The organism is Haloarcula sp. H-GB4 (genome assembly GCF_030848575.1).
Classification (GTDB): domain Archaea; phylum Halobacteriota; class Halobacteria; order Halobacteriales; family Haloarculaceae; genus Haloarcula.
In genome coordinates, this window is record NZ_JAVDDX010000002.1 from 1,259,339 (window position 1) to 1,282,044 (window position 22,706).

25 protein-coding genes and 1 tRNA gene are annotated in these 22,706 nt (G+C 62.1%); 15 read left to right on the forward strand and 11 right to left on the reverse strand.

Annotated elements, in window-relative coordinates:
- Positions 1-55 precede the first annotated feature (55 nt).
- Positions 56-733 carry a S26 family signal peptidase gene (locus RBH20_RS15045; RefSeq protein ID WP_306710477.1) on the reverse strand — a complete coding sequence of 226 codons (678 nt, stop codon included), beginning with the start codon at positions 731-733 and terminating at the stop codon, positions 56-58.
- 128 nt (positions 734-861) lie between these two features.
- Positions 862-1,572: a S26 family signal peptidase gene (locus RBH20_RS15050; protein ID WP_306710016.1), complete on the reverse strand. Its 711-nt coding sequence runs from the start codon at positions 1,570-1,572 to the stop codon at positions 862-864.
- Between the two features lie 88 nt (positions 1,573-1,660).
- On the opposite strand from RBH20_RS15050, the gene RBH20_RS15055 reads away from it, so the two are divergent.
- Entirely contained in the window at positions 1,661-3,229 is a 1,569-nt protein-coding gene (locus RBH20_RS15055; RefSeq protein ID WP_306710018.1) for a DNA-directed DNA polymerase II small subunit, read from the forward strand.
- A gap of 395 nt (positions 3,230-3,624) precedes the next feature.
- Positions 3,625-4,917 (forward strand): O-acetylhomoserine aminocarboxypropyltransferase/cysteine synthase family protein, encoded by a 1,293-nt coding sequence (locus RBH20_RS15060; protein ID WP_306710020.1) that lies wholly within the window; start codon positions 3,625-3,627, stop codon positions 4,915-4,917.
- 269 nt (positions 4,918-5,186) lie between these two features.
- Here RBH20_RS15060 and serB read toward each other — a convergent pair whose 3' ends face one another.
- Positions 5,187-5,849, reverse strand: a complete 663-nt coding sequence (gene serB / locus RBH20_RS15065) for a phosphoserine phosphatase SerB (protein ID WP_306710023.1) — start codon at positions 5,847-5,849, stop codon at positions 5,187-5,189.
- A 65-nt stretch (positions 5,850-5,914) separates the two neighbouring features.
- Here serB and RBH20_RS15070 point away from each other — a divergent pair, with 65 nt between their 5' ends.
- A complete protein-coding gene (locus RBH20_RS15070) occupies positions 5,915-6,394 on the forward strand; it encodes a cupin domain-containing protein (RefSeq protein WP_306710025.1) in 480 nt (159 codons plus the stop codon).
- A gap of 57 nt (positions 6,395-6,451) precedes the next feature.
- On the opposite strand, the gene RBH20_RS15075 is transcribed toward RBH20_RS15070, so the two are convergent.
- Positions 6,452-8,629 (reverse strand): ATP-dependent DNA helicase, encoded by a 2,178-nt coding sequence (locus RBH20_RS15075; RefSeq protein WP_306710028.1) that lies wholly within the window; start codon positions 8,627-8,629, stop codon positions 6,452-6,454.
- Positions 8,630-8,705: 76 nt separating this feature from the next.
- On the opposite strand from RBH20_RS15075, the gene RBH20_RS15080 reads away from it, so the two are divergent.
- Entirely contained in the window at positions 8,706-9,458 is a 753-nt protein-coding gene (locus tag RBH20_RS15080) for a hypothetical protein (protein ID WP_306710030.1), read from the forward strand.
- On the opposite strand, the gene RBH20_RS15085 is transcribed toward RBH20_RS15080, so the two are convergent.
- Complete coding sequence (locus RBH20_RS15085; protein WP_306710032.1) at positions 9,437-10,408, reverse strand: cation diffusion facilitator family transporter; 972 nt, start codon at positions 10,406-10,408, stop codon at positions 9,437-9,439. The two genes, RBH20_RS15080 and RBH20_RS15085, sit on opposite strands and share 22 nt — an antisense overlap.
- 66 nt (positions 10,409-10,474) lie before the next feature.
- On the opposite strand from RBH20_RS15085, the gene RBH20_RS15090 reads away from it, so the two are divergent.
- Complete coding sequence (locus tag RBH20_RS15090; protein WP_306710034.1) at positions 10,475-10,984, forward strand: metallophosphoesterase; 510 nt, start codon at positions 10,475-10,477, stop codon at positions 10,982-10,984.
- Between the two features lie 66 nt (positions 10,985-11,050).
- Here RBH20_RS15090 and RBH20_RS15095 read toward each other — a convergent pair whose 3' ends face one another.
- Positions 11,051-11,734, reverse strand: coding sequence for a helix-turn-helix domain-containing protein (locus RBH20_RS15095; RefSeq protein WP_306710036.1), 684 nt, complete (start codon positions 11,732-11,734; stop codon positions 11,051-11,053).
- A gap of 159 nt (positions 11,735-11,893) precedes the next feature.
- Here RBH20_RS15095 and RBH20_RS15100 point away from each other — a divergent pair, with 159 nt between their 5' ends.
- From RBH20_RS15100 to RBH20_RS15110, 3 genes are all read left to right on the forward strand, one after another.
- Complete coding sequence (locus tag RBH20_RS15100; protein WP_004959992.1) at positions 11,894-12,019, forward strand: hypothetical protein; 126 nt, start codon at positions 11,894-11,896, stop codon at positions 12,017-12,019.
- A gap of 43 nt (positions 12,020-12,062) precedes the next feature.
- On the forward strand, positions 12,063-13,154 hold the full coding sequence (locus tag RBH20_RS15105) for an aminopeptidase (protein ID WP_306710039.1): 1,092 nt from the start codon (positions 12,063-12,065) through the stop codon (positions 13,152-13,154).
- Between the two features lie 238 nt (positions 13,155-13,392).
- Positions 13,393-13,767: a YccF domain-containing protein gene (locus tag RBH20_RS15110; protein WP_306710041.1), complete on the forward strand. Its 375-nt coding sequence runs from the start codon at positions 13,393-13,395 to the stop codon at positions 13,765-13,767.
- A gap of 3 nt (positions 13,768-13,770) precedes the next feature.
- On the opposite strand, the gene RBH20_RS15115 is transcribed toward RBH20_RS15110, so the two are convergent.
- The gene (locus tag RBH20_RS15115; RefSeq protein ID WP_306710043.1) at positions 13,771-14,286 is read right to left on the reverse strand and encodes a DUF21 domain-containing protein; all 516 of its coding nucleotides are present in this window, start codon (positions 14,284-14,286) and stop codon (positions 13,771-13,773) included.
- Positions 14,287-14,393: 107 nt separating this feature from the next.
- Here RBH20_RS15115 and RBH20_RS15120 point away from each other — a divergent pair, with 107 nt between their 5' ends.
- On the forward strand, positions 14,394-14,711 hold the full coding sequence (locus RBH20_RS15120; protein WP_306710045.1) for a zinc ribbon domain-containing protein: 318 nt from the start codon (positions 14,394-14,396) through the stop codon (positions 14,709-14,711).
- On the opposite strand, the gene RBH20_RS15125 is transcribed toward RBH20_RS15120, so the two are convergent.
- Both RBH20_RS15125 and RBH20_RS15130 read right to left on the reverse strand, forming a co-directional pair.
- The gene (locus RBH20_RS15125; RefSeq protein ID WP_306710047.1) at positions 14,712-15,551 is read right to left on the reverse strand and encodes a DUF1109 domain-containing protein; all 840 of its coding nucleotides are present in this window, start codon (positions 15,549-15,551) and stop codon (positions 14,712-14,714) included.
- A gap of 101 nt (positions 15,552-15,652) precedes the next feature.
- Positions 15,653-16,681, reverse strand: a complete 1,029-nt coding sequence (locus tag RBH20_RS15130; RefSeq protein WP_306710049.1) for a radical SAM protein — start codon at positions 16,679-16,681, stop codon at positions 15,653-15,655.
- A 126-nt stretch (positions 16,682-16,807) separates the two neighbouring features.
- Between RBH20_RS15130 and RBH20_RS15135 the strand changes: the two genes are divergently transcribed.
- The 4 genes from RBH20_RS15135 (at position 16,808) to RBH20_RS15150 (ending at position 18,905) form a co-directional block, all read left to right on the forward strand.
- Entirely contained in the window at positions 16,808-17,308 is a 501-nt protein-coding gene (locus tag RBH20_RS15135; protein ID WP_306710051.1) for a phosphate-starvation-inducible PsiE family protein, read from the forward strand.
- A 44-nt stretch (positions 17,309-17,352) separates the two neighbouring features.
- Positions 17,353-18,450 carry a DUF373 family protein gene (locus RBH20_RS15140; RefSeq protein WP_306710053.1) on the forward strand — a complete coding sequence of 366 codons (1,098 nt, stop codon included), beginning with the start codon at positions 17,353-17,355 and terminating at the stop codon, positions 18,448-18,450.
- Positions 18,450-18,746, forward strand: a complete 297-nt coding sequence (locus RBH20_RS15145) for a hypothetical protein (protein WP_306710054.1) — start codon at positions 18,450-18,452, stop codon at positions 18,744-18,746. Before RBH20_RS15140 ends, RBH20_RS15145 begins: the two co-directional genes overlap by 1 nt.
- 54 nt (positions 18,747-18,800) lie before the next feature.
- Positions 18,801-18,905 (forward strand) — tRNA-Arg (locus RBH20_RS15150).
- Positions 18,906-19,302: 397 nt separating this feature from the next.
- Here RBH20_RS15150 and RBH20_RS15155 read toward each other — a convergent pair.
- Entirely contained in the window at positions 19,303-19,665 is a 363-nt protein-coding gene (locus RBH20_RS15155) for a group 1 truncated hemoglobin (protein WP_306710056.1), read from the reverse strand.
- 131 nt (positions 19,666-19,796) lie between these two features.
- Positions 19,797-21,245: a hypothetical protein gene (locus RBH20_RS15160; protein ID WP_306710058.1), complete on the reverse strand. Its 1,449-nt coding sequence runs from the start codon at positions 21,243-21,245 to the stop codon at positions 19,797-19,799.
- A 145-nt stretch (positions 21,246-21,390) separates the two neighbouring features.
- Here RBH20_RS15160 and RBH20_RS15165 point away from each other — a divergent pair, with 145 nt between their 5' ends.
- Both RBH20_RS15165 and RBH20_RS15170 read left to right on the forward strand, forming a co-directional pair.
- Complete coding sequence (locus RBH20_RS15165; protein ID WP_306710060.1) at positions 21,391-21,843, forward strand: TRAM domain-containing protein; 453 nt, start codon at positions 21,391-21,393, stop codon at positions 21,841-21,843.
- 63 nt (positions 21,844-21,906) lie between these two features.
- On the forward strand, positions 21,907-22,689 hold the full coding sequence (locus tag RBH20_RS15170; protein ID WP_306710062.1) for an SDR family oxidoreductase: 783 nt from the start codon (positions 21,907-21,909) through the stop codon (positions 22,687-22,689).
- The last annotated feature ends 17 nt before the right edge of the window (positions 22,690-22,706 follow it).

Sequence of the window (22,706 nt, forward strand, 5' to 3'; positions counted from 1 at the left end):
TCTCTCAATAGAACTCCCCGTTGCAGGTGAAACAGTCCCCTTCGAGTGAGACGAGCTACCCGGACACAGTCGCGTTCACGGCTGCCGGTTCTGTTTCGTTCACCACTGTTGGTCCTGTTTCGTTCGTCACCGCTGGTCCTGCCCCGCTCGCTACTATATCAGTCGCACCGGCTTGGTTCCACTGGAGTCGGACCTGCCCAAGTAGTGGGACCCGTATCTCCGCAGTTCCGACGACCCACCCGGGCTTGACTGGTTCGCTGATGGGGCTGGAGCCGACCTGGTCGTACCGACCGTTGTTGTCGCCCTTGGTGATGAAGCCGGCGTGGTCGGCCGGACAGGAGGTGAGCTCGTCACAGCTGTCCGCACTGCCGATGTAGTCCCCGTTCGCCCGGCTGTACCAGTTCTCATCTTCCTCGACCCACAACATCGCTCGGTGGATGATCGGCGTTTGCCGACTGTTGCCGTCGGGTTCGTATACGATAACATCGCCCGGCTGCTGAAACGTCCGATAGCTGTCGTCATTTGCGGCGGTGACGACACCCCCGTGGTCACCCGGGCCGGAGAACCGCTCTTCTTCCATCACAAACACGAGGTCTCCTTCCTTGATATGGGGGTCCATGCTCGGGCTTTCGATAGCGACGAGCGGGGGCCACACACCGCTGACGGCGAACAGCAGCATCCCGACAAGCAGAACTGAGCCGGCGCTACTGACGATATCGACCACGTACATCATCCCTCCCGGTCCCTCGGTTTCGTCTCCGTCCGACGACCGACGGTCTGGCCCGGCCATTCGTACCACGAATACTCGGAGGCAACCAATCAACTTTCTGTTGTTGGACCGAACGCTCCCGTCCGATTTGATCAGGTCGCCGCCGGCGCTGAACCTTCTCCGACCGGCATCGACACTGATGTGTGCCATAGCTGGGACGGCTGGACCCGAACATATCCGAGACGCGGGATTCGGAAAGTCCCGGTTCCAATGACCCACTCTGGACGGACAACAGTACTCGCTCCGGTGACCTGATCGTATTTATTGTTGGTCAATTTGTTGTCACCTTTCGTAATAAACCCGGCGTGAGGTGCCGGACAGTTCCGAAGCTCGTCGCAACTGTCCGCACTCCCAACGTACTCCCGGTTCGCGCGGCTGTACCAGTTCTCGCCAGCATCGACCCACAGCATCGACCGGTGGATAATCGGCGTTCGTTGCTCGTTACCGTTGGGTTTGAAGACGATGACGTCCCCGGGCTGCTGAAAGGTCTGATACCCGGTTTCGGCCCCGGCCGCTGCCGTTACGATGCCGTGACGGGCCTCCTGCCCCGAGAAGCGGTCTGCGTCCATGACAAACACCATATCGCCGGTGTCGATGTGTGGCTCCATGCTCCCGCTTTCGATGGCGACGAGTGGCGGCCACACCCCACTGACGGCGAACAAGAACGCGCCGACGAGCAGGACCGCCCCGACACTTGTGGCGATATCACGGACGTACAGGCCGAAACGAAACGCAGGGCTGGCATTCACAGACTCGTCTGTCCCGCCTGACGGCGTGCTGCTGGTCGATTCGTCCCGGCCCATCCTATCTCGGATTGCTGACAGCGGGATATCAATCTTGTGACGGCTGTCGGTCCGCTATCCTTTTGCCCACAGACACGGAGTGTGGAACGTGCCTCTGGAGACGCCGGCACGCATCGTCAGCGAACTCGCGAGCCGCGGCTACAACGCGGAACGTGAGGCAGTGACTCGGATCGCTGACACGCGGGACCCATCGTCGACGCTAGAACGCGCACTCGAAACGCTCCCCGATGAGGCGCTGAAGCTGACAACCGATCACGTCGAATCTGTGGTTAAAGCGATAGAAAGCGGCGACGGAACGCCGAGTACCGAACCAGACCACGGAACCGAAACGACCGACGCTCCGACTCATACACACCCGCCCGTTTCAACTGGAACCGACTCGACCACGTCGACTGAACCGGGTGCATCTGTTCCACCTGAAACGGGGGGGTCACGGGATGTAGACACATCTCTCCGAGCTATCGACGTTGCGAACGATATGACCGGCCAGTCCACTGGAACCGGGGAGTACTCGGACTTCGTCTCGGTGTTCCGGGATCGCTACGAGAAACTGGCGGGCAAACTGCGCGGCAGAGTGAACCACCGGCCGACCGACGCAATCGAGAACATGGGCGGCGGCAGCGACGCAGCGCTGATCGGCATGGTCTCTGATATCCGCTCGACCGCCAGCGGCCACTGGCTGGTCGAACTGGAAGACACGAACGGGACCTTCCCCTGTTTGGTGATGAAAGACCGCCCTATCGCCGACCTCGTCCAGCAGTTGCTCATGGACGAGGTCATCGCCGTCGAGGGAACGCTGGCCGACGATGCTGGCATTCTGTTCGTGGACTCACTATACTTCCCGGACGTGCCACGAACGCACAGCCCCTCGACCGCTGACCGCCACGTTCAGGCGGCGCTCATTTCCGATGTCCACGTCGGCAGTCAGGAGTTCATGGAGGACGCCTGGCATCGCTTTACCGACTGGCTCCACACCTCCGAAGCCGAAACTGTCGAGTACCTGCTCATCGCCGGCGACATGGTGGAGGGCGTCGGCATCTATCCCGAGCAGGATAAGGAACTGGACATCATCGACATCTACGACCAGTACCGCGCGTTCTCGGAGTACCTCAAGGAAGTCCCGGCTGACATGGAGATCCGGATGATCCCGGGCAACCACGACGCCGTTCGGCTGGCCGAACCCCAGCCGGGCTTCGACGAGGAGCTCCGGGACATCATGAGTGCCCACGACGCCCAAGTCCATTCAAACCCCTCGCTGGTCACTGTTGAGGGCGTCACGGTGCTGATGTACCACGGCGTCTCGCTTGACGAAGTCATCGCTGAACTCCCAGATGAGGAGGCCAGCTACGAGGAACCACATAAGGCGATGTACCAGCTCCTGAAGAAGCGCCACGTCGCGCCCCAGTATGGCGGCCACACTCGGCTCGCCCCTGAGGACCGCGATTATCTGGCAATGGAGGAAGTCCCCGATGTGTTCCACACTGGCCACGTCCACAAGCTCGGCTGGGGCGAGTATCATAACGTCGTTGCGCTGAACTCCGGCTGCTGGCAGGCCCAGACTGAATTCCAGAAAAGCGTCAACATCGACCCTGACGCCGGTTTCGCGCCGATTCTGGATCTGGATACGCTGGATATGACGGTCCGGAAGTTCAGCTGAACCCACCTTTTTCATCGTCACCTTTCCTCGCGCGCTCGCAGAGCGCGCTGTGGGAAGGCTCCTCGAAAAACGTGGGCGAAAAAGACCGGACTCGCCGCGTGCGGCGAGTCCGGGGAAACCGCGCGCCGTCGGCGCGCGGTATGCTCGTCAGCTATGTCAGAAGCTCACTAATGCAAGCCTGCCTTTCCCCGGGTCGCTTCGGGTGCGACGGTCGTCGCACCACTCGCTCCCGGCCAGAAGACTTGCCTACCTGTTCCTCCAGAAGTACGATAACGGCTTGGCCTTCTACCCCGAATCTGATCGGGAACAGCCCGAAGAATCACCGGTATCTCGTAGCAGTGGCGGGCCTCACCGATTGAGGCGCAATTAAGACCCATCCGGTAAAAGGAGAGAGTATGAGTGACGACCAGAACCACGGATTCGAAACCGACGCGCTGCACGTCGGACAAGAGCCGGACGCCGAGACCCGCTCGCGTGCGCCGCCGCTGTACCAGACCACCTCATACGTCTTCGAGGACGCCGAAGACGCAGCCAAGCAGTTTGCACTCGAAAAACCGGGCCACATCTACTCGCGGCTGATGAACCCCACGGTCGGGATGCTCCAAGAGCGGCTGGCGGCGCTGGAGGGCGGCGTCGGCGCGGTCGCCACGGCCTCAGGGATGGCGTCGCTGAATCTGGCGACGTTCCTACTCGCGGATGTCGGCGACAACGTCGTCACCGCATCGTCGCTGTACGGCGGAACCTACACCTACTACACCCACACCGCGCCGCGCAACGGCGTCGAGACGCGCTTCGTCGACACACTCGACTACGACGCCTACGCCGAGGCCATCGACGAGAACACGGCCTATGTCCACTGTGAGACCATCGGCAATCCGTCGCTCGTCACACCCGACTTCGAGCGCCTTGCCGAGATCGCCCACGACCACGGTGTCCCCTTCTTCGTCGACAACACCTTCGCGACGCCGTACCTCTGCAACCCAATCGAACACGGGGCCGACCTCGTCTGGAACTCTACGACGAAGTGGATCCACGGCCACGGCACCACCGTCGGCGGCGTTCTCGTCGACGGTGGCTCCTTCCCGTGGGAGGAACACGCCGACAAGTATCCCGAGATCGCCGGCGACAACCCCGCGTACCACGGCGTCAACTTCCGGGAGCGGTTCGAGGACGCGGCCTTCACCTACGCCGCCATCGCCCGCGGCCTCCGTGATCTGGGCTGCCAGCAGTCCCCCTTCGACGCCTGGCAGACGATGCAGGGTCTGGAGACGCTGCCCGCGCGGATGGACCGTCACTGCGACAACGCGATGGGCGTCGCCGAGTTCCTCGACGACCACCCCGAGGTTTCGTGGGTCACCTATCCCGGCCTCGAAGATCACGAAACGCATGACACCGCCAGCGAGTACCTCGACGGTGGCTACGGCGGTATGATAACGTTCGGTCTCGACGCAGGCTACGATGCCGCCCGAACGACCGTCGAATCGACGGAAATCGCCTCTCTGTTGGCAAACGTCGGCGACGCGAAGACGCTCATCATCCACCCGGCCTCGACCACCCACCAGCAACTCACTGACGAGGAAAAGGCCGCTGCCGGCGTTACCGACGACATGGTTCGTCTCTCCGTCGGTACCGAGTCTGTTGAGGACATCAAGGCCGACCTTGATCAGGCAATCGGACAGGCAACCTAAAGATACAGTATTTTACGGAGCTTTTCTGGACGGTCCAACCACTAGAGCGCAATAATTAACCTGTTCATTAGGCTTATTACGCGAGAGGATGATGTATTCAATGAACCGTCGCCGATAGCGAGCACGCGTCGGTTCACGCTCAACCATACTCTGTCATTGGTCCGACAACGATTGCTCGCATCCGTGGGGAGCGTGCCACTCCCCGTTTGTTCTCCGTCTACAGTGTAGCGTACAGACCGGACCAGTGACCGACAAAAACGACGACGTTGCTACAGGATTTCCTCGGCTTCCAGCAGGTCGTACAGTTCGTCCATCGTCTCGACCGACGTGTCACACGATGGCGCGACAGCTGGTTTCGGGTCGAAGCCGATAGCCAGGTTCGCGACTTCGAGCATCGGCAGGTCGTTGGCCCCGTCGCCGACGGCGACGGTCGTGTCTCGGTCTTCGCCAGTGACCGCCGTCACGACCTCCATTGCGTCGTCCTTGGTGCCGGAGATGAGCGGCCCGCGGACCTCGCCGGTCAGCGTTCCATCTTCCACGGGCAGTCGGTTGGCGACGATAGCGTCGACCTCGACCCCCTCCGTTTCGAGTGCAGCCTCGACGCCGCGCTCGAACCCGCCAGTGAGGATAGCGACGTAGACGCCGGCGTTTCGCAGGGCTTCGATGACCTCTGCCGCGCCGGGGCGCAGAGCGACCTCGTCGAAGGCCGCTTGGGCCTGCTCGTCCGGGAGGTCCTCCAACAACGCGCACCGCTGGCGGAGGCTCTCGGCGTACTCGATTTCGTTGTTCATCGCGCGCTCGGTGATGTCGGCCATGTCCTCGGCCGTCCCGTTCTGGCTCCCGAGTAGGACCGTCATCTCCGAGTCGGAGAGCGTCCCGTCGAAGTCGAAGGCGACTAGCATTGCCCGCGAGTTTCGTGTGGAGGGTTTCAAAACATCCGGTTTCCAGTCGAACGATGGGCTCTCTATTTTTGTGTGTCCCCTGCTATTGTCCCTCTATGGAGCACGTCTCTGCCGACGAAATCGAACCACAGGCGATGGGTGGCGACGTTGACCGCCGCGGGCTTGCAGACCCGCTGGGTACGACTGATGTCGCAATCAACCGATATGTTCTGGACCCCGGTGAGGCCTTCTCGGGCGGATTACACGCACACCTCGATCAAGAAGAGGTGTTCTACGTCGTCGAGGGCACTGCTACCTTTGAACACCGGCCTGACCCCGCCGGCGAGAGTGAGACAGTCACCGTCGGTCCACACGAAGTCGTCCGGTTCGCGCCCGGAGAGTATCAACAGGGCCGGAACGAAAGCGACGACCGGGTAGTCGCGCTGGCACTCGGTGCGCCCAGGAATTCGACTGAGAGCCGCGTTGCACAGCCCTGCCCTGACTGTGACAGCGATGTCCTCGCGCTGGAACCGGCTGACGAGGGGTTCCTACTTGTCTGCCCTGACTGTGGCACCGAACTTGAACCGGATCTCTAGTCCCGCGGTCGTAAACAAGCGTCAGGACCGGACTGTAACAGTCGTTTCCAGCCGTTCTCAGGGCTTCGGCGGCGGCCCGTCGTAGGCGCCCATGTCCTGATAGAAGTTCAACATCGCGAACTTGAGCTTCTCAGGGCCGATATCCACCATCTCGCGGCGTTCCTCAGGAGGAAAGGTCCCCCGGACGGCGTAGTCGTGCATCTCCATCTCGGCAGCCTCCGTGTAGCGCTTGTCGAGCAGGATGCGCGCGCCGAAGTCGTCCGGCGAGCGGACCACGCGGCCGAGGGCCTGACGTGTCTTCCGGACCGTCGGAATTTCGACGGCGTAGCGCCAGCCCGCGTCGTCCTCGCTATCGCCGAAGGCCACGTCGTAGGCGTCCTGCACGGCGTCCATCCGGTCGTCGAGATGGGGGTATGGGACGCCGACGACCACGACGGTTCGGGCGTCGTCGCCGTCGTAGCTCACGCCCTCACCCAGTGTTCCCCACAGCGAGGTGTAGAGAACGCCGTCGTCGCCGTCGGTAAAGGCCTCCCGGAGGTCACGGGCCTGCGTGCCCGGCTTGTCAAGATACCGGGTCGCGCTCACAGCGGTCATGTCATGGTAGCGCTCGGCCTCGCTGTAAGAGGGACAGAACACGAGGGTATTTCCGGGTGTAAAGCGGACGATGTCTTCGAGCGTGCGCGCAATGCGTTGCTGGGTCTGTGGGTCGTCCCGTTCGCTGGAAAACAGCGCCGGGCCGTCGACGGCGTAGGTTCGGCGGCGCGCCTCGGGGAACTGTGCTCCGTAGGCCATCGTCACCGGGTCCTCGACGCCGACGATGTTCTCGGTCACGTCAAAGGGCCGGAGCGTGGCGCTCATCAACACGGCGGCATGGAGGTCGGAAAACAGGTCGCGGGTGACCTGCTCGGGGATACAGGTGTACAGCTCCGCGCGGCCGTACACCTCGTCGGTCGATTCGTCGCGGCGGACGCTGACGACGGGGTACTGGCCAGTCTCGTCCGTCTCATCGAGCCAGTCGGAGATGAAGCCGGCGGCCTGCAGGGTCTGGCACTCCTTTCTGGTGTCGAGGTCCCCTTCTTTGAACGCCTCCTGGTAGCGGGCGTCGAGATCTCGGCCGAGGGCCAGCGCGTGGTCCAGTTCCTCGTGGAAGCCGGGGCCGGTGTAGCCCTGAAGGAAGGCAAGCGTCAGGTCGTCCTTCCGATCGTCGTTGGCGATAGTGATGTCATCCCAGTGTTCGTCGACGGCCTCGCGGCCGCCGAACTCGAAAGAATTCTCGTAGGCCTCGACGAGGGCGTCCCGGAACGTCTCGATGACGTTCGCTGCGGCGTCGGCCCGGGCGTCGTCCTCGGCGTCGAGTTCGTCGAGCGCCTGGTCGAGCGTGTTCTCGGTGAGCGTCCGCCGGGCGTGGTCCCGGGCAGCCGACTCGACGTTGTGGGCCTCGTCGAAGACGGCGATGATGTCCTCGGGGTCGCGGCCGATCCAGTGGAAGAACTGCTCACGGATGGTCGGGTCGAGCAGGTGATGGTAGTTACAGACGACGAGGTCGACGCCGTCAATGCCTTCTTTCAGCAGTTCGTAGCCACACAGTCCCTGCTGATGGGCGTACTCGTACACGTCGTCGGGTGTTCGAACGTCGTCGAACAGCCAGGCGTAGAACTCGCTGGTATCGACGGTAAGATTCCGGTAGTAGTGGTCACAGGTCGAGCGCTCGGTTTCGATCTCCTCGCGCTCGTCCTGCAGATCCCGGAGTTCCTCGACAACGGCGTTGCGGGCCTCCATTGCCTCGCTGCTGCCCGCCTGCCCGTCAGAAAGGAGTTCTCCCTCACGCTGTTCGAGTTCAGCGATATCACTCTCAACCTCGACCAGATCACGAGTCGTGTCCCGAAGCGCCTGACACTCCTCGTAGTCCACGTCGATGTGACACATCGACCCTTTCCCCCGGAAGACGACCGCTCGCAGGCGCTCCTGGTCGGTAATTGCTCTGGCGTCCTCGACGAACTGGCGCATCTGCTGGTGGACGTTCGTCGTGATGACGACGGTCTTGCCCGTCTCGCGGGCGTGTTCCAGCGCGGGGACCAGCGACGCGAGCGTCTTCCCGGTCCCGCAGGCCCCTTCGAACAGTACGTCACGGCCCTCCTCGAGCGCGTCGTATATCGTTCCCATCGCCTCTTGCTGATGGTCGTACGGCTCCTCGAAGGGGAAAAACCGCATGTAGCCGTCGTCCGTCGTTGCCACGTGCCCCGATTGGCCGTTCACCGGCAAAAGGGTTCGCCCCCACAGCTACTTGCCGCGAGCGCCCCTCCAGAACCATATGTGGCGCGTCACACTCGCTGTCGGTATCGCGCTTCTCGCGGGCTGTTCCGGCGTCTTTCCGGCTGGACCAACGGCGGACGACAGCGACCCGGTGACGCCAGCGCCCGTCCCCACTAACACGCCGGAGGCGACAGTCTCAGTCCCGATCAGCGACGGGACGGTCGACATGGACCGACTACTGGACCGTCACGAGCAGGCGCTGGCGACTCGGAGCTTCCACCGCCACGTCGAACAGGCGGGGCCACAGAACACGCTCGACGTCTGGATCGACCATGAGCGAGAGGTAACGCGCGTCAGACGGCGGTTCGGTCCGATCTCGGATGACGTGGTCCGCGCCAACGGGACAGTGTACACGAACGTCCGCGACGACCCCGATACGCCGTACGCCACCAGGGACGCGACGCCGAACACGTCGCTGGTCGCCTCCCCGGCCGGAGTTGACCTACTCCGACAGCTGCTGTCGGATACTGCGTATCGGCAGGTGGATTCTCTCCGGTGGAACGGAAGACCTGTCGCTGTTCTGGCCGCGACGGATACGGCCGAGACACCGACTACCGAGAACGAGTCCGAAATCGGACGGTCGCGGCTGTACGTCGATCGGCAGGGGGTAATCAGATACGTCGAACACACTGAGCGACGACCGGATCGGCCGGATATCGACACGACAGTGACAGTCACGACCGATATTGAGCGCGTCCCGATTCCGTGGTGGCTTGCAGAGAGCGACCCCTACAGCTCTGGCTCAATGTAGACTTTCCTGATATCGCCGTTGGTGTCCTGCATCGCAGATTCGAGGGTCGTTATCTCGTCATCCATCGCTTCCGTGTCCAGCGCTGGGTCGAACTGCAGATCTGCGAAGACGATAACCTCATTCGGCCCGAAATAGACCGTTCGGAAGCCGATGATATCGGTTACGTGCTCGTTTTGCATGATGACATCACGGAGGCGCTGTTCCTCGTCCGCCGGGAGGCTCTCCCCGAGCAGGAGGCGCTTGTTCTCCCAGGCCAGCGCTAGGGCAAATCCCATCAGCATAATCCCGATGAGCAGCGCGGAGATCCGGTCGAAAAAGGGGTTGCCGGTCATCTGTTCGAGAACCAACCCAGTCAGCGCGATGACGATCCCCGTGAGCGCGATGGTGTCCTCAGTCAGCGCGGTCAGCGTTGTCACGTCGCTGGTCTTGCGGAAGGCCTCGCGGTAGCCCGACCAGTCGTTCCGGTCGATCTGCTTTTTCATCTCTGCACGGGCCTTTACCAGCGCGTACGTTTCGAACACAAACGCGCCGATGAGGACAGTGTAGTTGACCCACAGCGGGTCCAGCCAGGCCGGGGGCTGGAAGGAGAAAAACAGGAACTCGACCGCCTCGCCGGCATGTCCACCGCCGCCGTGGCCGCCGGCCGTAAGCTCGTTCCAGCCGTGTTTCGCGCTCTCCCACCCAGCGATGCCGAACAGGAACACGGAGACGAGAAAGCTGTAGAAGAACTGCGCTTTGCCGTAGCCAAAGGGATGGCGCCGGTCGCGCTCCCGATCGCTGAACCGAATCCCGATAAGCAGGAACACCTGATTCCCGGTATCTGAGATGCTGTGGTACGTCTCCGACAGCATTGCGGCACTCCCCGTCAGAAGGAAGCCGAAGAACTTCAGTATCGCAATCGCGGCGTTGGCTATCAGTGCAGCGATGACGACTGACTTGCTCCCTGCCATTATTTTTCCGTCACATTCATGACGCAAAATGCTTCTGGATTTATACCTGGCTCCACTACCGGCGGTATGCTCACTGCTATCTCAGATACGCACGGGACGGACGACCATCGACTGACAGGTCGGACGCTTGACGCTGTCCGCGAAGCCGACCACGTTCTCCACGCGGGCGATTTCATGACTGAGCAGGTTCTTGATGCTATCGACGCTGAATGCGATGAACTCACCGGCGTTGTCGGGAACAACGACAGACCGGCAGTCAGGGCCCGGCTTTCCGATGTTGCAACCGTCTCTTGGGAAGGCCTGACGATCGTCGTTGTGCACGGGCACGAACACACCGAAACCGCCCTCAGCATGTTGGCTCGGCAGGAAAACGCCGATATCGTCGTTGTCGGTCACTCGCACAAGCCTGTACTGACCGACTTCGGCGGCTGGACGCTGGTCAATCCGGGTAGCTACGCCGACCCGCGGCGATACCAGCCGGCCCACGCGGAACTAGATGTCATAGCCGGGGACGTTCGCGTCCGGCTTCGCTCCCCAGACGGGACGCCGATTTCGACGACCATCGTTGAGCGGTAAGCGTATTGCGGAATCCGTCTAGTCTATGTCTATTTTGGATACCGGAGCAAAAACGGTCGCAAGCGGCTACTGTCGCATATACCACAGCGCCGCCATGCCTGCAATGACGAACGCGCCGCCAGCGAAGAACGCCACCCCCGGCGGAATCGCAGCGGCGGCAGCCTCGGCACCACCCCGTGCGGCGGTGTCGAGTGCGCCCGCAGTCGCCTCAAAGCTGCCGTCGGTCACGGTCGTGTTCCCGGCGTAAAAACTCGGATCCCGGGCGCCAGTGTCCGCACTCCCGGACGATACGGCCTGGCCACCGAACAACGACCCCAGCCCGCTCCCGAACACCTGCTGGACCAGCAGGCTGGCGAAGCCGATGATCGCGAGACTGCCGATAATGTTCGCTAGCGCCGCCCGAAGCCCCGATGTCTCCTGTTCGTCACCGGCACAGATAACGAGTGGTTGGTTGGCCGGCGCGAACACGTCCATCTCGCGCCCTTTCTCGGAGTACGCCGTATCGACGACCTCGACCGCACCGGCGTTCTTGAGTTTCTTCAGGTGGTACTGTGCGTTTTGCAGCGACGTATCGACCCGGTCGGCCAGCTCCGACGGCGGTGCTGGCTCCTTGTTTAGCTCTGACAGTAAGTTGCGCGCGGTCTCTGCCGAGAGTGCCGACAGCACGTCGTCCGCATCATCACTGTCGACACCGATAACTCGGGGTTCGGCGTCCGGGGTCGCCGGGTCCCGAGAGGGCAGCAACGACATGACTATCTGTATGTTCTATGGGATTATGAGTCTTTGCCAAAGCACAGTGGTCGTTGTAGCTATCGGTCAAACCCGCATTTTACCCTCCAATATCGCACAGTAGACGCCCGAAGGCGGGACTCCCGAAAGGACTTTGATGTCGGCTCGACAACCGCCGGTATGGCTGACCTGCTCACTTACGCACTCCTCGCTGCTGTGCTCCTGTTTTTCTTCTTCATGTATCTGATGCTCCGCCGGACCTTTCAGGGATTCAAAGAAGGGTTCCAGCAGAGCAAGAAGAAGTAGCCGGGAGGGTAACGGTTAGGGGCCGTCGGTGGTGCCTATCTGTATGGACCCACGTATTCGCGAACACGCGGAAGTCATCGTTGACCACTCTATCGATCTGAGCGAAGGCGACAATCTCGTCATTGATGCCCACCCGCAGGCTGCGGACCTCGTTACTGCGCTACATGAGTTCGCTGCCGACCGTGGCGCAAACCCGCTCGTTGTACAGGACCGCCTCGGTGAGCGGTTCCGTCGCGCCTACCTCCGCAACCGGGATGAGTTTGAGACGCCGAGCCACATCGAAGCGCTATATGAGGAGATGGACGCGTATATCGCGATAAAGGGTAGCGACAACGTCACCGAGACCAGCGACGTCGACCCTGAAACGACGGCCGCCTATCAGCAGTCCCAGCAGCCGCTTCTGAACGAACGCCTCTCAAAGACCTGGTGTCTCACACAGTACCCCGCGCCCGCTAACGCCCAGCTTGCCCAGACCTCTACGGAGGGGTACGAGAACTTCGTCTGGGACGCCGTCCTCAAAGACTGGGACGCCGTCCGCGAACATCAGGCACAGATGGTCGAGATACTCGATCCTGCCGACGAGGTCCGCATCGTTTCCGGGGAGACAACGGACGTGACGATGTCTGTCACCGGTAACGAGACGCTCAATGATTACGGCGAAAAGAACCTTCCCGGCGGCGAGGTGTTCACTGCGCCAGTCCCCGACAGCGTCGATGGCGAGGTGCTCTTTGACAAACCGCTGTACCATCAGGGCCGGGAAGTGACCGATGTCTTCCTCCGGTTCGAGGACGGTGAAGTCGTCGAGCATAGCGCCGGCAAGAACGAGGACCTTCTGACAGAGGTACTATCGACTGATGACGGTGCGAGCCGACTCGGCGAACTGGGTATCGGAATGAACCGAGATATCGACCAGTTCTCCTACAATATGCTGTTCGATGAAAAGATGGGCGATACCGTTCATATGGCAGTAGGAAGAGCTTACGACGAGACTGTTGGCGAGGACAACGAGCAAAACGAGTCGGCCGTTCACGTCGACATGATTGTCGACATGAGCGAGGACTCGTTCATTGAAGTCGATGGTGAAGTCGTCCAGCGGAACGGGACGTTTGTCTTCGAAGACGGGTTCGAGGACTGAGTACCGACTGCGAACGGAGTGAGCGGTCGGCCTTTTCGTCGACGTTTTTCAAGGAGCGGTCGCCTCTGGCGACCCGACGCTGAAAAAGGTCGGTGCAGGTCGTCCAGCGGAACGGGACGTTCGTCTTCGAGGACGGGTTCGAAGCGTAACGCTCGATCTCCCACTGTGTGGCTGGGTCGGTTTCTGTCCTCACACACCGGACAGGAAGCTTATGATGCCGGCCGGGGTACGTTCAGGTATGAGTGAACAGCGGTCTCTCCTCGTTCGGGCGGCGTGGTTTCTGTTCGTCGGCTGGTGGGTGACCGGCATCTGGCTCTCGGTTGCGTGGTTCCTGAACGTCACGATCATCGGCCTCCCACTGGGAATCAAGATGATAAACAAGGTGCCGCTGGTGCTGACGCTCAAACGACGCGACCGGCTCGTCACGGAGAGTGACGGCGGCTCGCAGCACTCACTGCTCGTCCGCGCGGTCTGGTTTGTCTTCGTCGGCTGGTGGGCCAGTGGTGTCTGGACTGGCATCGCGTACGCGCTATCGTTAACAATCGTCGGCCTGCCGCTGGCGATCTGGATGTACAACAGGCTCCCGTTCGTCGTTTCGCTGTACCAGTACTGACAGTCAGTCCAGATACGGCTTCTCGATGTCCGTCTCGACCGTGATGAGGGCGTTTATTCGGCTGGTGATCCCGTCGAACAGCGTGATAAGCGGGGAGAGGACACGCTCGACGACCCGGACCGGTGATGCGACAGTCAAGGCCCATTTCTGGGCATTTCCGAGGCCGAACGCCTTCGGCACGATTTCGCCAAAAATTAGGATGAGAAAGCTCGTCACGACCGTGGTCGCAACGACCGCCGGCCCCGGGGAGAGATAGCCCGCCACGAGGACGGTGAGGATGCTCGAAATTGCGATGTTGACGATGTTGTTGCCGACCAGCAGTGTCACCAGCAAGCGATGTGGATTGTCGTACAGTTCTTGCAGCACCTCGGCTTGGCGGTCGCCTGTCGCCGCCTGTTGCGCGATCCAGTCCTTCTGTAGCGAGAACACTGCTATCTCCGAGCTCGAAAAGAACGCGCTCAATCCGAGAAGCAAGACCACCGCAAGTCCACCACCGACTGCCACGGTAGTACCACTCATACCCCGTGTTCAGCGAGACGAGGCAAGAAGGCGTCGACGCACCTTGTCGGCCCGCGAGCCGACGGATACGGCGAAGGATACTCTACGTTCCAGATCCTTGTGAACGTATGCCACTCGGCCAGGTGGAACTGGCGCTGCGCGTCATCGCTGGCCTGTTCGTCATCGTCGCGCCGACGCTGCTGTTTCTGGGGCTGTGGCGTGGCCTCGAAGCGATGCGTGACGACGAACTCATTCAACAGGTCCACCAGCGCAGCGAGATGCGGGATCAGTCGCCAACCGGCCCTGACTGGCCGGCTGACGTACTAACCGAAGAGGCGTCACCGCTCTCGGAGACCGGTCTATCGGTCGTGACCTGTGACACCTGCGGCACGCCGAACATGGAAGACGCCTCCTACTGTCAGGAGTGTCTCACAGAACTGGAGTAGTCAGTCTAATCTGTTGCTTCCGTCGACCTGAATCGCTATCGTCGGCTCGGACCGAACGACGCTGCAGTCGCTGCCTCGCTCGATGGCGAACGTTATCTGTCTGGTGCGGTTCGTGTCCAGTCGGAACTCGGCCGTCACTGCGTAGGACTTCGTGGTCGACCCGGCGAGTGTATCTTCGTCCCAGTCTCTATCCACATCCACCCACACGTCCTCCCGGGGGTTCTCGGCAGGTCCGACGAGACAGCTTGAGACGGTCGGGGGGTTGAGTGCCCGCAGGAACGGTGACGGGTTCGAAACGGTAACCGTTCCGACCTGCCTGCTGACGGGTGGGTACCCGCCACCTCCCTGCCTTGTCTCCGGGACCGACACGGTGACGGACTCGTCTGTCTGCACATCGTAGGTCACTCCGCCGCTGAGCGCGTCGGCTCCCACGAGTCCGCCGCTCACGATGAGGAGGCCGCCGAGGGCGACCGTCGCCGTTCGCCGTGACGGCGTCGGAATCCCTGCTCGGAGCGCGTAGCCGAGCCCGACGAACAGCCCCGCGGACGCGGCGAGCAACAGGAACGTCCCCGTTTCACCCGGTGAATACCGAACGACGACGTAGCCGACGAACACGACGTAGGTCACGCCACTGAGGGCAAAGGCGACGACGTCAAGCACGTCTCGTTCGAGGGCCACACCCGCAACGAACAGCGCAATAAAGCCCAGCAACAGTAGCGCCGCCTTCACCGTTATCGAGAGATTGAACACAACATCGCGGACGAAATACAGCAGCGCCGCTGCGGCGAACAGGACACCGAGTGCGTACAGGAGCTTACCGCTGTCGATAGCAAGGCGCATGGAGGGTCACCGGCATTTCTCTTAGCTGATAAATAAAGCCACGGCTGGACAGTGCAGGTCTGTGACTGGCAGTAATCGAGAAGCCGAACCGAATTGGGTTCCTAGTCGTCGGCCGTCGCTCGTCCGGCGTCAGCACTGTTCGACAGCGGTGTCCGCTCAACGACCGTCCCGTCGTAGGTCGGGTACTGCTCGACGATTTCACCCTTCTCGACATCGCCCTCCTCGATCATCTCCTCCAGCAGCCACCAGGCGAGTTCGACGTGGTCGGATTTGACGGTGTAGTACTCCTCGGGAACGCCGAGGGTTTCGAGCCGGGCCTCGGAGGTCCACGCCTTCCCGTAGACGAGCGTCCCGTCGTCGGTCACGTCGTCGAACGGGCGGCGGATGTTGCGGGCCATCCGCTTGAGCCGCGAGCGGTGCTGGGCGGCGTCCTTGAACACGCTCGTACAGAAGTACACCTTCTCGTGGTCGCCCATCTTCTCCAAGATGTCGTGGGAGCCCTCAACGGCGCTCATGTGGTCCTCTTTCAGTTCGAAGCCCTCCTCCTGCATCCGGCGGTAGTTCCCGTCGGACATCTCGAACTCGTTGATGTTACAGAAGTCGGCCGCGCCCTCGTCGAGGAATTCGAGGAACTCCTCCTCGGCGCGGATGCCGGGGATCTCGAAGGCCGGCGTCAGTCCTTCTTCGCGGGCGATGTAGAGGATATCCTCCCACTCGGTGCCGTGAAGGTCACCCCACTGCTCTAGAGGCGGGTGGAAGCGGATCTCGTCGAGGCCGGCTTCCGAGAGACGGCGCATATTCTCGCGGCCGCCGGGAATGCCGGTGTAGAGGTGCGTGTGGTGGTCCTCGCCGAACTCGTCTTTCAGCAGTTCCAGATAGTGACAGGTCCGGTCGAGTACTTCTTGGGGTTCGCCACCCGTGATTGAGGTGCCCAGCGCGCTCATGCGCTTGGCTTCCTCGATAACGTCCGCGTCGTCCTCGATGGGACGCTCGTTGGCGTACATCTGGGTGACGTTCTTGCGGTTTTCCCCGAGGGGACAGTAGAAGCAGTCTCGCTGGTCGCAGTAACCGTAGACGAACAGCACCATCTTGCCGCCTTTGGCGCACTGTTCGCAGCCCTCGGAAATCATTGTCTCTAGCCACCGCTCCCAGCGGGAAAAAGCGTGCGCATCTGACCCGCCGTGGGATAAGACGGCATGGGGTGGGCCACGCCAGATGGGGACCGCTTTGAATGGGCCGGCGTCCGTTCTATGCGTATGGATGACGAGGACGCCGACCCCGTGGGCGGGCCACTGCCGGAAGCGGAGTCGTTCGACGATCGAGTGCTGGGGGTCAGCGAGTCGCTTATCCGGTACGTCGAAGTCATCGCGGCGCTGGTACTGGTCCTCCTCTTTGCTATCGGCGTCTTCGACCTGACCCTCCAGATACTCCAGAGTGCACTTCGTGGCGATATCACTGACCCGCTGGTCGTTGTTGGTTTCATCGACACAGCCCTCCTCCTGTTCATTATCGTCGAGGTGTACCAGACTGTCGTCGCGTACACGCAGGAAAGCGAGACGCGCCGCATCGTCCGCCTGGTCATCTACACGGGCGTCATCGCGATGGTTCGGAAAGCCATCATCTTCCGCACCGGCGAGTACAGTTCCGAACAGGCCGCGCTCACTGCCGCAGCGGCGTACACGCTCATCATTCTTGGACTCGCGGCGCTGTTGCTCGTCGAGCGCCGGACCCGAGGTACGCTCCCGGAATCAAAGTGAGCGGTCCCGAAAGAAGTTAAAGACAGGCGGCGTAGCGCCGGTAGATGCTGCTGGTGCTGTGTATCGACCTCGACGACGACCTCGGTCGCAAGACCGGCATCGACACGCCAGTCATCGGGCGCGATGCCGTCGTAGACGCAGCGGTGGCGCTGGCTTCGAACGACCCGGAGGACTCCGACGTGAACGTCCTGTTCGAGGGCGTCCACATTTATGACGACATTACCGACGAACCGGTCGAAGTCGCAGCCGTCACCGGTGTCGACGGAAGCGACGTCGCCGCCAACCGGGCAGTCGGCGAGGAGGTCGATACTGTTCTCGCGTCGCTGGCAGCCAACGAGGATGTGCGAGCGCTGCTGGTCACCGACGGCGCACAGGATGAGTCGGTGGTCCCCGTCATCCGTTCCCGGGTCCAAATTAACGGCGTTCGCCGCGTCGTCGTCCGTCAGGCCCAGAACCTCGAGTCGATGTACTACACCATCAAGCAGGTACTCGACGACCCGGAGACCCGCGGGACGATACTGGTTCCGCTGGGTATCCTCTTGCTGATTTACCCGCTGACAATCGCCGTCGAAGCCCTTGGGTATCCCGGGTCCGCGCTGGGCGTCATCTCCGGCTTGCTTGGGCTCTATATCCTCGCACGGGGCCTCGGCGCTGAGAAAATACTGGACGAAGCAGTCGAGCGAACGACCGCCGGACTGTACGCTGGTCGGGTAACTATCATCACCTACGTCGTCGCGGCCGCACTGCTCGTTATCGGCGGCGTTAGCGGCGTCCAGGAGTTCGAACGCCAGACGGACCCTGACGCACTGGAAGTTATCGCGTCGCTGGTCTCTGGCGCGATTCAGTGGTTTGCCGCCGCGGGCATTACCTCCAGCCTCGGCCGCGTGACCGACGAGTATCTCGACGGGAGCTTCCGCTGGCGGTATCTCAACGCCCCCTTCTATGTCCTCTCGATCGCCCTCGTGCTACACGCCGTCAGCGCCTTCTTCCTCGGGATTCAGGATCTGGAATACCTCGCCATAATGCTCACTGGCGGGACGCTGCTCGGCCTGGTCAGTACGCTGGGCTTCGCTGTCGCGGAGGCCCGCTTCGACCGCACCGAACAGCACAACCAAGGCCCCGGCGGTCCCTCATCCGAGTGATGTACGTCTCCCGTGCTGTCGAGAGTCTGCGCGCGGACCCAATCGATGGCGAGCCCGTCGATCTGGTTCTCGAAACGGCCGATGATGCCGACCCCGAGCGCGTCGCCGCCGCCGCGGAAGCCGCCGGCGCGACCGTCGAGCGCCACCTCCAGTTCAACGATCTGCTGGTCTCGACGACACAGGACGAAATCGACGCCCTCTGTGACTTGGCTGGCCTGACAGCGATTCAGACCGGCAACGTGAACGCCATCACGACGGCTGACGATGTCGAGGAAGACCTCGACCGCGATGGTTGAGCGGCGACCGTGTTCCGCACTTCTTTTGTCACCGCCGGAAATATACGGTAGCGAGGGCACGTAGCTCAGCCCGGATAGAGCGTCGGACTTCTATCTCCGCTGGCGCTGCCATCGGGGGAAGACATCCGACGGTCGTGGGTTCGAATCCCACCGTGCCCGTTATCTGCGAACAACAAGGAGAAGCATCAATACCAGTTGATATCCGGCCTCACAAAGCCAATCGTCTCCGAAACCTACTCTTGCAGTATTACAGTGAAGGGCAGACGACTACCAGTACCGCGTCAGCTTGCATGACCTGTCAGAGGCACGGCAACCCGACTTGGGGGGACGGCACCGGTTTCGTGCCCTTCACACGCATTGGTTTCCCGGCAACACGTATGTACTAGCGACATTTTCACACCCAGCTACTGTTTTGAATATATGGGTAACACACCTGCACTGTCATGGTCTCCGTTTACTGGGGCAGGGCGATAGCGACACCGTGCTTCGCTGCACAATCAGGCTTGGTCTCCGACTCCGGTGCCACGTGTGAGTGCACTCCCGACTCCGGCGGCTGCTACGCCTCCACGATATCGTCTTCCATGGCAGCGACCTCGGTGAGAATCGCTTCGACGTCGTCGTCGGGGACGCCGTTCTCTCGGAGCGCGGCTTCGAGGTGGGTCGCGACATTGGCGAACGCGTCTTCGGTGATTCCCATGCCCTCGTGGGCGGTCTCCATTTCATCGCCGTCGTAGTCGACTGGGCCGCCGGCGATGGCGCTGATGAACTGAGCCTGGTGGCTGCGGAGCTGGTCCATGTCGATTTCCTCGAAGTACGGTTCGAGCAGTGGGTCGTCGAGCACGCGATCGTAGAAATCCGAGACCACCGCGTCGACCGCGTCACGACCGCCGATCCGCTCGAAGATAGACTGTGATGCCATTATTGGGTGACAAGTAACCGGCCGGTATGACAGTTGTGGAAAAACATATTCGGCACAGACCACCGCGTTGTGCTCGGCTGCAATGGCTGGCCGTGGCATTCTGCAGCACGACCGAAATGACTCTCGACGCATTACGGTCGCTGGCGACGAACCAGCAACACCGACAGCAGGCCGAGCGTCCCGAGCACGGTCCACTCCCCGTGGCGGTCCGTGACGGGCCGCGTGGTATCGACGACGCGTCCGGGCCCGTCGCCGGCGGTGGCCGCTGTGGTCGCGCTGCTATCGCCCGACGGCGCGAAATTCGTCCGTCGGCCGGTCGTATCTGCTGCGCCGCTTCGCCGCAGGTCGCGGTCCGTGAGTGTCTCGGCCGGGACCGATGGCGCGGTGCCAGTGACAGCCTGTCGAACAAACGCATCGAGCTCGTCTCCGGAGACAGCCGACACCGTCTCGGCGAACAGCGCGAGGGTAATTCGCTCGTTGTGCCGGGTCAGCCTGTCGAGGACCGCTTCGAACGTCTGGATACCGTCGGTCGCTTGGCGGAGACGGGCGTCGATGGCCGCGACGACACGTGTTCCTTTGTGGTACTGTGCACCCGCTCCCTCCCAAGTATCGGGCTGTGTCAGGTCGGCGCTTTCGTGGCGCTCGGTCGTAATCCGCTCACGGAACTGATTTGTCCCGATGCCGCCCGCGCTGTACGTGAGAGCCGCGGTGTGGTAGTCCGCGCTACCCTCACTGAGCCAGTCCATCGCTGGCGTCGTCTCGAAGGTCTGTCGAGTGTGGCGGTATTCGTGGACCCAGACGTTGACCGGGGACCGGACGGGTTCGCCGGCGTTGACGATGACATCCGACGCGCCGTTGGACGGAGTGTACCCGCCCGGTGCGAGTTCGTTCGGCGCGACAAACACGCGGATGTGGTCGTGCTCTGTGCCGGCGGTTGAGGCACGTTTCGCATGGCTAATGGAATCTAGGACGGCGGTCCGGTTGGGCCGCAGATCCGAAGCCGCCGGGACGATAAGCGTGATTCGGTCGCCATTGACCGTTCTGGTTTCTGTCTCGTGGGGACCGATGTAGGCGGCCGTCCGACCGGCGACACCGCTTTGCCCGGGCGCGAGTGCAAGTGACTCGTTCCACGTGGGCCGCGGCCCGACGTGCCAGCGCCAGCGGGCACGCAGTGACACTTCTTGTCGGGCAAGCAGCGTCCAGTTGCGGGTGTCGGCGGTCCGCTGGCCGAACGTCGTTGAGAGTCCGACCGGCACAGTGTAGGTCAGCCGTGCTCTCTCAGTAGCACCGCTGAGACGCCAGCGGTCGCCATCGGACTGGAGTCCGTCGGCTCGGAGGACTGTCGCCTCCCCCGGCGTCCGTACCGATAGTCCGGTGACGTGCCGTGGTCGCTCAATCGTCGCGGTTACCCGGACCTGACCGGTCTGGTTCGGCTCTCTGTCGAGTGTGTACTGAACAGCAATCGACCTGTCGTGGTCGACACTGCCCTGCGCTGGTGGCCCCGATTCGATACCGAGGGCGACCGGAGACGTGCAAACCAGAAGGAGACAGACCAGTCCTGCCAACAACTGCGTTCTCATAGCTCTGGGTGGTGTCGAGTGCTACGCGACAACCAGCGAGTGGCGGTAAAGTGTGTGCCGGTGAAAATCTCAAACGTAATAACAGGCTGTGCGCCTCGGACACGGGGTCGCAAGCGTTTTGCCAGCGGCCACGTTATCCCCTGATATGGCCGATTGTCCGCTCGCAGACGACTGTCCCGAATTCACCGAACGAATTCAGGGGATGGGCTGTACCCACTACGGCGACCGTGGCGGCGCCGAGTGGTGCAATCACTACAACCAGCCGATCTCGGAACTCAAGAGCCAGCCGGTCAAAATGGGCGAGGAAGTCACTGTCGACGTTGAGGACATCCACGAGAGTGGCGCCGGTGTCGGTCGGACCGAGGACGGCTTCATCATCATGGTCGACGGTGTCCTCCCGCCGGCCCGCTCGCTGGTCAAGGTGACGAACGTCCACTCGAACCACGCTCGGGCTGAGGAAGTCGAGCGACTGGAGATGGACGAGGACCTTTCTGAGTCCGAAAGCGAAGCGAACGACGGCGACACCGACGAGACGGACGACACTGCTGATGATGACGACCGGCGTCTCGGGAGTCGGGACAACTTCTGGGGCAGCTAGGACATACCAGTTGGACAATTTGCGAGCGGGACTTCTTTGAGCCAGTCGGTCGTTCCTGTGGATATGGACCTCGAACTCGATGGCAACGCAGCGCTGTGTACCGCCGCGACGAGCGGACTCGGACTTGCAAGTGCCGAAGCCCTTGCTGCGGATGGTGCCAACGTAGCGGTCTGTGGCCGAACGCCGGAACACGTTGACGAGGCACGGGACCGGCTCGAAGCAGTCGGCGACGGCGACGTCCTGGCCGTCGAGGCCGACATCACCGACCCCGACCAGATCGAGGCACTCGTCGAGGAGACCGTCGACAGTTTCGGCGGCCTCGACCACGTCGTCACCAGCGCCGGCGGTCCGGCCCCCGGGCCGTTCATGGAGACGACCGAGCGAGAGTGGTACAGCGCCTACGACCTGCTCGTGATGAGCGTCGTCTGGACCACTCGGGCCGCCTACCCACATCTCAGGGACTCCGATGCGGGCACCATCGTCAATATCACCTCCCGCTCTGTTCGGGAAGCCATCGACGACCTGGTGCTCTCGAACGCCGTTCGACGCGCCGTTATCGGCCTGATGAAGACACAGGCTAGCGAGTTTGCACCGGAAGTCCGCGTCAACGCTGTCCTCCCCGGTGCACACGAGACGCCACGCATCGAGGAACTCGTCGAGGCGGCCGTCGAACGGGGCGAGTACGACTCCTACGAGGAGGGCATCGAATCCTGGGCCGATGCGCCGCTGCAGCGTGTCGGCCGACCGGAAGAACTCGGAGACGTCGTCGCCTTCCTCTCCTCGCCCCGGTCCTCATACGTCACTGGAACGGCCCTGCCTGTCGACGGCGGGGCGATGCAGAGCTAACAGTTCCGGCCGCCGGG

Bases quoted from the DNA above. Each gene is read 5' to 3' on its own strand.
- RBH20_RS15165 (WP_306710060.1), top strand. From the start codon at position 21,391: ATGGCCGATTGTCCGCTCGCAGACGACTGTCCCGAATTCACCGAACGA.
- RBH20_RS15100 (WP_004959992.1), top strand. From the start codon at position 11,894: ATGGCTGACCTGCTCACTTACGCACTCCTCGCTGCTGTGCTCCTGTTT.
- RBH20_RS15095 (WP_306710036.1), bottom strand. From the start codon at position 11,734: ATGTCGTTGCTGCCCTCTCGGGACCCGGCGACCCCGGACGCCGAACCC.
- RBH20_RS15130 (WP_306710049.1), bottom strand. From the start codon at position 16,681: ATGATTTCCGAGGGCTGCGAACAGTGCGCCAAAGGCGGCAAGATGGTG.
- RBH20_RS15110 (WP_306710041.1), top strand. From the start codon at position 13,393: ATGAGTGAACAGCGGTCTCTCCTCGTTCGGGCGGCGTGGTTTCTGTTC.
- RBH20_RS15140 (WP_306710053.1), top strand. From the start codon at position 17,353: ATGCTGCTGGTGCTGTGTATCGACCTCGACGACGACCTCGGTCGCAAG.
- RBH20_RS15120 (WP_306710045.1), top strand. From the start codon at position 14,394: ATGCCACTCGGCCAGGTGGAACTGGCGCTGCGCGTCATCGCTGGCCTG.
- RBH20_RS15085 (WP_306710032.1), bottom strand. From the start codon at position 10,408: ATGGCAGGGAGCAAGTCAGTCGTCATCGCTGCACTGATAGCCAACGCC.
- RBH20_RS15070 (WP_306710025.1), top strand. From the start codon at position 5,915: ATGGAGCACGTCTCTGCCGACGAAATCGAACCACAGGCGATGGGTGGC.
- RBH20_RS15160 (WP_306710058.1), bottom strand. From the start codon at position 21,245: ATGAGAACGCAGTTGTTGGCAGGACTGGTCTGTCTCCTTCTGGTTTGC.
- RBH20_RS15125 (WP_306710047.1), bottom strand. From the start codon at position 15,551: ATGCGCCTTGCTATCGACAGCGGTAAGCTCCTGTACGCACTCGGTGTC.
- RBH20_RS15090 (WP_306710034.1), top strand. From the start codon at position 10,475: ATGCTCACTGCTATCTCAGATACGCACGGGACGGACGACCATCGACTG.
- RBH20_RS15080 (WP_306710030.1), top strand. From the start codon at position 8,706: ATGTGGCGCGTCACACTCGCTGTCGGTATCGCGCTTCTCGCGGGCTGT.
- RBH20_RS15060 (WP_306710020.1), top strand. From the start codon at position 3,625: ATGAGTGACGACCAGAACCACGGATTCGAAACCGACGCGCTGCACGTC.
- RBH20_RS15135 (WP_306710051.1), top strand. From the start codon at position 16,808: ATGGATGACGAGGACGCCGACCCCGTGGGCGGGCCACTGCCGGAAGCG.
- RBH20_RS15115 (WP_306710043.1), bottom strand. From the start codon at position 14,286: ATGAGTGGTACTACCGTGGCAGTCGGTGGTGGACTTGCGGTGGTCTTG.
- RBH20_RS15050 (WP_306710016.1), bottom strand. From the start codon at position 1,572: ATGGGCCGGGACGAATCGACCAGCAGCACGCCGTCAGGCGGGACAGAC.
- RBH20_RS15045 (WP_306710477.1), bottom strand. From the start codon at position 733: ATGATGTACGTGGTCGATATCGTCAGTAGCGCCGGCTCAGTTCTGCTT.
- RBH20_RS15170 (WP_306710062.1), top strand. From the start codon at position 21,907: ATGGACCTCGAACTCGATGGCAACGCAGCGCTGTGTACCGCCGCGACG.
- RBH20_RS15155 (WP_306710056.1), bottom strand. From the start codon at position 19,665: ATGGCATCACAGTCTATCTTCGAGCGGATCGGCGGTCGTGACGCGGTC.
- RBH20_RS15105 (WP_306710039.1), top strand. From the start codon at position 12,063: ATGGACCCACGTATTCGCGAACACGCGGAAGTCATCGTTGACCACTCT.
- RBH20_RS15145 (WP_306710054.1), top strand. From the start codon at position 18,450: ATGTACGTCTCCCGTGCTGTCGAGAGTCTGCGCGCGGACCCAATCGAT.